This window comes from Methyloglobulus sp. (genome assembly GCF_046714055.1).
Taxonomy (GTDB): Bacteria; Pseudomonadota; Gammaproteobacteria; order Methylococcales; family Methylomonadaceae; genus Methyloglobulus.
Window position 1 is genome coordinate 1 of sequence record NZ_JBKKBJ010000215.1, and the last position, 3,871, is coordinate 3,871.

Consider the following 3,871-nt stretch of genomic DNA (forward strand, 5'->3'; position numbering starts at 1 on the left):
GTTCGAATATATTGGAGTGTGTTACAACCGCAAACGGCTACACCCCAGATTGGGCTATATGAGCCCAGTTGCGTTTGAGGCCAATAAAGTCGCTTAGCGGGGTGTCCGTGAAAGCGGGGCAAGATCAGTCTGCAGTGAAGTCAGTCTCGGAAAACGCCTTGATACAGTCAAGCTCGTTCTTGAGACCGCCCTGCATGCCCTGAAACCAGAACGCGTCACGGATGTCATCGAACGTCTCTATCGGCAGGCCGTCGGGATTGCCGTCCGTCTTGACCATCAGCGGCGACACCGAACCTATCAGCACGACCTTGGCGACGCGTTTGTTGCCGTGGCGACCGATGTAGCGAGCCACTTCTCCTCCTCCAGTAGAGTGACTGACCAAGGTGGCACCGTTCAGTGCTAGAGTTTCTATAAGCTCCGACAGGTCGTCGGCGTAGGTGTCCATCTCGTTGCCGTTCCAGGGCTGACTCGAACGGCCATGTCCGCGACGATCATGGGCGATACAGCGATAGCCGTTGGAAGCCAGATAGACCATCTGGCTTTCCCAGGCATCGGCGTTGAGCGGCCAGCCGTGGCTGAAGACAACGGGTTGTCCCGAGCCCCAATCCTTATCGTAGATTTCAGTGCCGTCTTTGGTGGTGATCGTATTCATGGTAGAATTTCCTTGGTTGTTTGAGTTTGGGGCTTGATCGAAGCCGTCACGCGCCAAACCATATTGCCTACATCATCGGCAACCAACAACGCCGCTTGTTTGTCTAGCGCAACGCCCACGGGTCTCCCTTGTGCTTCGCCATCTTCGTTAACAAAGCCAGTCAATACATTGATCGGTTTCCCGAAAGGCTTGCCTCCCTTGAAAGGCACAAAAATTACCCGGTAGCCACTGCGTGGTTCACGGTTCCACGAACCGTGCTGACCAATGAAAACTCCGTTGTCGAATGGGGCTGGCCATGCGACACTCTTGGAATAAGCCAGTCCGAGAGAAGCGGTGTGCGACCCGAGTGCATAATCCGGCATCCTTGCCTTGGCAACCAAGTCAGGTCGTTGAGGCTGCACACGTTCGTCCACATGCTGGCCAAAGTAGCTGTAAGGCCAGCCGAAAAAGCTACCGTCGGATACCGAAGTCAGGTAATCCGGAACCAGATCACTGCCGATTTCGTCACGTTCGTTGACCACAGTCCAAAGTGCTCCGCCATCTGGCTCCCAGGCTAGTCCGTTGGGATTGCGCAGACCGGATGCGTAGATGCGGTAGCTACCGCGCTTAGGATCCACCTCCCAGATGGCGGCCCGACCAATCTCTTGATCCATGCCGTTTTCGGCTACATTACTGTTCGATCCCACAGTCACATAGAGTCGTGATCCGTCCCGGCTGGCCAGGAGATTCTTGGTCCAGTGGTGATTGATTAGTCCAGCTGGCAGGTCTATTACCATGACCCCCGGTTGAGCGATCCGGGTTTCACCTTCGGTATAGGGAAACCTTACCACCGCATCCGAGTTGGCCACGTAAAAATCGTTGCCTATAAGCGCCATACCGAAAGGCGAGTTTAATCCTTCGATGAACACCGTCCGCTTTTCTGCCACACCGTCGCCGTCGGTATCGCGCAGCAGGGTGATGCGGTTAGCACTGGGTACGCCTGCGCCAGCCTTGCTCATCAACCAGTTCATGATCCAGCCTATGATGCCTTGTCGATCCTCGGGCTTGGGTGGCGCGTTGGTTTCGGCGACTAATACGTCGCCGTTGGGCAACACATAAAGCCAGCGAGGGTGATCGAGTCCGTCGGCAAAGGCGTTTACGGTCATCCCTAGAGCTGCCACCGGTTTTCCATTCGCAGGCCAGCCCACAGCCTGCGCGATGTTTACCGTGGGAATCAACGTCGGGTTGGGTGGCGGCAATTGGGGATTAGCGCCGATGCCCGCTGCTACCGGCAATTGTGCCACCTCGCCACACGACGTTAGCACTATCGCTACCACCGCTAACAACCATCGTCCTGGGTAGATCATCATAGAATCCGAATAGAATACGGCTACATGCTTAGTGCTGACTACTCGCCATTTGCCGACAACTTTCGGCGCAGGCTCTACAGGCCTCGACGCATTCATCCATACCGCCGACCTTTTCGCAATCCTCTGCACATGCCTCGCAGACTTCGGCGCAGACCTCGCAAATACGACGATGAAAATGTGAACTACTGAGCTGAAAATTGGCCGATGTCTGGCAGATCTCGGCGCAGCTCATCATAAGGCGGAAGTGGCCTGCTTCAACATGCTTTCCACCGACGTTAAGGCAGTGGTTCATGGCGGTTTGTAGGCAGACCTGATGGCAATGGCTACACGCCTCTATACAGGCTTGCATGGACTGTTCATTGTGGGTTGATTGATGCATGGAATTCTCCTAAGGTACATAAAGAAACTGGATTAAGAATAAATAATTCATCTCGACCAAAAATTAAGCTTGGGACGAGGCTAAGGTTCCGTTAAAAACCGTATGGATAACTTAGTCAAAAAATTAGCTGCGGTCGGTACGGTGGCGCACATATTGGCTGTCGAAAGAATTACCAAAAAATGAGTGATGGCAACATTTTAAGCTGTAAATTTATAGATATGTAGATTTAAGGATTTTGGACAGGTTTCAGCGAAAACAGTGCATTTCATCAGCCTGATAAGGCCGCTATCGTTACCCCTCGCGTACTGTTATTCGCTTCGCCGCGAAGGATTTAGACCCTGTCTGGAAATGGTATCGTCTCCGTCACTCAACACCACTGAGCTAACTGAATGCTAATTCTGCGTGACCATTTGAAGAAATTGGATTAGTAGGTTGTTATGCAACCTTGGCGAGATACATGGCAATATCGGCCTGCTTGATCAATTCATTACAATTTTGCCTACCAGCATTATAGATGGCGACGCCGATGCTCGCGGTTATCTCAATAACATGGCTGTCTAGCAGATAAGACGCAGACAGGCGAGCGCGAATTTTCTTCTTCATTGCCGCCGCACTTTCTTTAGCATCGACATCTGTTAGCATGACCACAAATTCATCGCCACCATAGCGGCAGACTGTATCACTATAGCGGACACAGGCGGCTAAACGATCCGCCACTTGTTGCAAGAGTTTATCCCCCGCCAGATGACCAAACCTATCATTGACGCTTTTGAATTTGTCCAGGTCGATAAATAGCAGAGCCACCTGCTTATGTTGCCGTGCAGACTGTACCATTTCCTGCTTGAGCCGATCTAGCAGCAAGCTGCGATTGGGCAACCCGGTAAGCTTGTCGTGATACGCTAAATGACGTGCCTGCATACACTTCTTTGCAAGTCGTATCAGTTTCTGCCTGAACCGTTCATTGGTTTGTTCAAGTGTTTCAATTTGTTGTTGCGCAACTTCCAACTGCTGTTGACTGCTAGCAAGCACTTGCTTGAGTTCGACCAACTCCTCAAGTGGTTGCTGCAATTGCAATTGCGCAGAGATTGGGTTCACACCACCTTCTTGCATGGAAACATAAGAGGGCAAAGAGATATGGCATCCCGCTAGGGCAGTATCGGTCATGCCATATAAGTTCTGTTTATTCATTTTTTATTGTCTCTTCAGGTTGAAGGTCAGCTACATGCACTATTTTTTACCTAGCATCACTTTCCTCTAAGGAGGGAGCATACAGGGTAAGACGGACGCATTCTGTACGGTAACGAACGCAGCAGAAAAAACACAGAAAAACTGAAGTTGACCTAAAGAAATCAATGCTATAACTTTACCTGATTACGTATAAGACTCAGCTACTTTAGAAACTGCAAGTAGACGAAACGCTTGATTTAATGGCCCTCGCTATTTTTTCGAGTTGAATAACGGGATAAAAAAACGAGAAATGCGAACTTTTTA

The 3,871-nt window shown here is 50.8% G+C and carries 5 protein-coding genes; 1 reads left to right on the forward strand and 4 read right to left on the reverse strand.

The annotated features are described in order from the left end of the window. The first annotated feature begins 10 nt into the window (after positions 1-10). Positions 11-97 carry a hypothetical protein gene (locus tag ACLQ6D_RS13015; RefSeq protein ID WP_411727754.1) on the forward strand — a complete coding sequence of 29 codons (87 nt, stop codon included), beginning with the start codon at positions 11-13 and terminating at the stop codon, positions 95-97. Positions 98-124: 27 nt separating this feature from the next. Here the strand turns inward: ACLQ6D_RS13015 and ACLQ6D_RS13020 are convergent, their stop codons facing one another. The 4 genes from ACLQ6D_RS13020 to ACLQ6D_RS13035 form a co-directional block, all read right to left on the reverse strand. Then, on the reverse strand, positions 125-652 hold the full coding sequence (locus tag ACLQ6D_RS13020; protein ID WP_411727748.1) for an alpha/beta fold hydrolase: 528 nt from the start codon (positions 650-652) through the stop codon (positions 125-127). Further along, positions 649-2,097, reverse strand: a complete 1,449-nt coding sequence (locus ACLQ6D_RS13025) for a PQQ-dependent sugar dehydrogenase (protein WP_411727749.1) — start codon at positions 2,095-2,097, stop codon at positions 649-651. Before ACLQ6D_RS13025 ends, ACLQ6D_RS13020 begins: the two co-directional genes overlap by 4 nt. Beyond that, positions 2,030-2,380 (reverse strand): four-helix bundle copper-binding protein, encoded by a 351-nt coding sequence (locus ACLQ6D_RS13030; protein ID WP_411727750.1) that lies wholly within the window; start codon positions 2,378-2,380, stop codon positions 2,030-2,032. The genes ACLQ6D_RS13025 and ACLQ6D_RS13030 overlap by 68 nt, the downstream gene beginning before the upstream one ends. A 435-nt stretch (positions 2,381-2,815) precedes the next feature. Continuing rightward, positions 2,816-3,568, reverse strand: a complete 753-nt coding sequence (locus ACLQ6D_RS13035) for a diguanylate cyclase domain-containing protein (RefSeq protein WP_411727752.1) — start codon at positions 3,566-3,568, stop codon at positions 2,816-2,818. Between the last annotated feature and the right edge of the window lie 303 nt (positions 3,569-3,871).

Bases quoted from the DNA above. Each gene is read 5' to 3' on its own strand.
- ACLQ6D_RS13020 (WP_411727748.1), bottom strand. From the start codon at position 652: ATGAATACGATCACCACCAAAGACGGCACTGAAATCTACGATAAGGAT.
- ACLQ6D_RS13025 (WP_411727749.1), bottom strand. From the start codon at position 2,097: ATGAATGCGTCGAGGCCTGTAGAGCCTGCGCCGAAAGTTGTCGGCAAA.
- ACLQ6D_RS13030 (WP_411727750.1), bottom strand. From the start codon at position 2,380: ATGCATCAATCAACCCACAATGAACAGTCCATGCAAGCCTGTATAGAG.
- ACLQ6D_RS13035 (WP_411727752.1), bottom strand. From the start codon at position 3,568: ATGAATAAACAGAACTTATATGGCATGACCGATACTGCCCTAGCGGGA.